5 protein-coding genes are annotated in these 1,815 nt (G+C 37.0%); all 5 read left to right on the forward strand.

The window, feature by feature from the left end:
- Positions 1-52: 52 nt before the first annotated feature.
- The 5 genes from HMPREF2603_RS05320 (at position 53) to HMPREF2603_RS05345 (ending at position 1,784) form a co-directional block, all read left to right on the forward strand.
- Positions 53-472, forward strand: coding sequence for a DUF3310 domain-containing protein (locus HMPREF2603_RS05320; RefSeq protein ID WP_070501985.1), 420 nt, complete (start codon positions 53-55; stop codon positions 470-472).
- Positions 473-670: a DUF3269 family protein gene (locus tag HMPREF2603_RS05325; RefSeq protein ID WP_060804338.1), complete on the forward strand. Its 198-nt coding sequence runs from the start codon at positions 473-475 to the stop codon at positions 668-670. It abuts the gene before it with no gap.
- A gap of 183 nt (positions 671-853) precedes the next feature.
- Positions 854-1,309: a YopX family protein gene (locus HMPREF2603_RS05335; protein ID WP_060804568.1), complete on the forward strand. Its 456-nt coding sequence runs from the start codon at positions 854-856 to the stop codon at positions 1,307-1,309.
- On the forward strand, positions 1,306-1,551 hold the full coding sequence (locus HMPREF2603_RS05340; protein ID WP_060804561.1) for a hypothetical protein: 246 nt from the start codon (positions 1,306-1,308) through the stop codon (positions 1,549-1,551). The genes HMPREF2603_RS05335 and HMPREF2603_RS05340 overlap by 4 nt, the downstream gene beginning before the upstream one ends.
- 14 nt (positions 1,552-1,565) lie before the next feature.
- On the forward strand, positions 1,566-1,784 hold the full coding sequence (locus HMPREF2603_RS05345; protein ID WP_083278239.1) for a hypothetical protein: 219 nt from the start codon (positions 1,566-1,568) through the stop codon (positions 1,782-1,784).
- Positions 1,785-1,815 lie beyond the last annotated feature (31 nt).

The following is a 1,815-nucleotide window of genomic DNA, read 5'->3' on the forward strand; positions in this document are numbered from 1 at the left end:
CTGGTACTTGCACCTATGTGAAAATGATTTAATGGTAAAGGCGGTGCGTTAGATGAACGAGATTAAAGATTTAAGAAGAGATGATCGTATTATCTTATGGCAATATCGTGGATTAAATGTGCAGGACGGTCATGCAGGTGTTGTTATTCGAGAAGTTGATAGACTTGGCAAACAATCAGTCATGGTTCAGTTAGATGGTATCGATGACCCGTTCGAACTTACTGATGAGGATTACTTCGACAAGAAAGCTGAACATTTTGAAGATTATAAAAACATCCCTGAACATTATCAAGGGACAGGTGATATTGATGTTATCGAATTTTGTAGACAACACTTTACACCCGAAGAGTTCAGAGGCGCAATGAAGTTTAATCTTATTAAATATCCAACAAGGCTGGGTCGTAAAGACGCATTAGATAAAGAGTTGGATAAAATCATCGATTATGCGCAACGTCTCAAGGAGGGGCTTTAAATGGGCTTATTGGAAGGAGCTAAAAATAAATACTATCTCAAAAACAAGTATGGAGAAATAGCATTCAGTGTAATACCGCTTGCTGAAGATACAAATTATGTAGGCAATATGGCAGGCATGCATTATCAAAAAATGAAAGCTATTAAAACAGATGAGGAATTAGCACAGTTTATTAAAGCTAACGATCTGGTGAAGTGATGAGAGAACTTACAAACACAATTAAACAGCGTTTCAAATCAGACACACGAGGACGTAGTTTAACGCAACTAGAGCAAGAGTTACAGAGCAGAGGCGTAAAGGGGTTTGTGATTGATGCAAGCCCTACACGCATCACTGCAATCGTTGCTAGAAAGGGTTATTTGAATAACAGGAGGAATTGGAATGATACCTAAATTCAGAGCGTGGGATTCGTTAGAAAATAAAATGAGATATGACATAGGCGTTATTGAATTTAATGCATTCGATAAAAACGTTAGTGCATTAGCTTTTAATCATCACCTTGACGACACGGGTTACGGGGAAGTTGATAACTCGCAATCTGAATATTACGATGCCCTTTGTTTTAAACTAATGCAGTACACTGGTCTGAAAGACAAAAACGGTACAGAGATTTATGAAGGGGATATTATCGACAAAGGTTATTTAAATGGAGTTCACGATGAAATTGGTGTAGTTACATTTGGTACTGGCTTTGACAGTGACGGTTCCCAATCTGAAAGTTGGTTAGGTTGGGTGACAGATAAAGGTTCGTCAGTTCTTGATGTCCATGAAAAATGTGAGGTAATTGGTAATGTATTTGAAAATAAAAATTTATTAAGTGAGGATGATATTGAGTGAAACCACGTGACTATGAGAAGGCTTGGCATACGCTGAAAGAAAAGATGCTGTCAGATTACGTGAAAACACATAAAGCAGTTGAAAAGATTATTAAGCCTAATAATCAGTACCACTTATTCCAAGTGGCGAATGCAATGGTAGGTAAAAATGAATTGCAAAGATTGTTAGAGGTCATGGACTACTTAGATGAAACAAATGAGTTCAGTAATTTACTACATGATCTAGAGAGGGGCAGTGAGTGATGAAATACAAATACATGGAAAAACAAGTAGAAGGTGCTAAAGCATTAGCAGAAAAATACCCGCATATGCAAACACATCAAGATATTTACAAAGAGCATGTAGAGGTGCTGGAAAAGGCAAAGGCGTTTGATGAAGTAATTAAAGCAAGTCAGAAAGAAAAAACATATGAACAATTAGGTTTTACGGCATCAAGAATAGCCAGTGAATATTGGAGGGACAAAAGCAATGACTAAACTACAAATTAAACTACTCTCAGAAAACGCA

Source organism: Staphylococcus sp. HMSC055C03, assembly GCF_001809385.1.
Taxonomy (GTDB): Bacteria; Bacillota; Bacilli; order Staphylococcales; family Staphylococcaceae; genus Staphylococcus; species Staphylococcus simulans.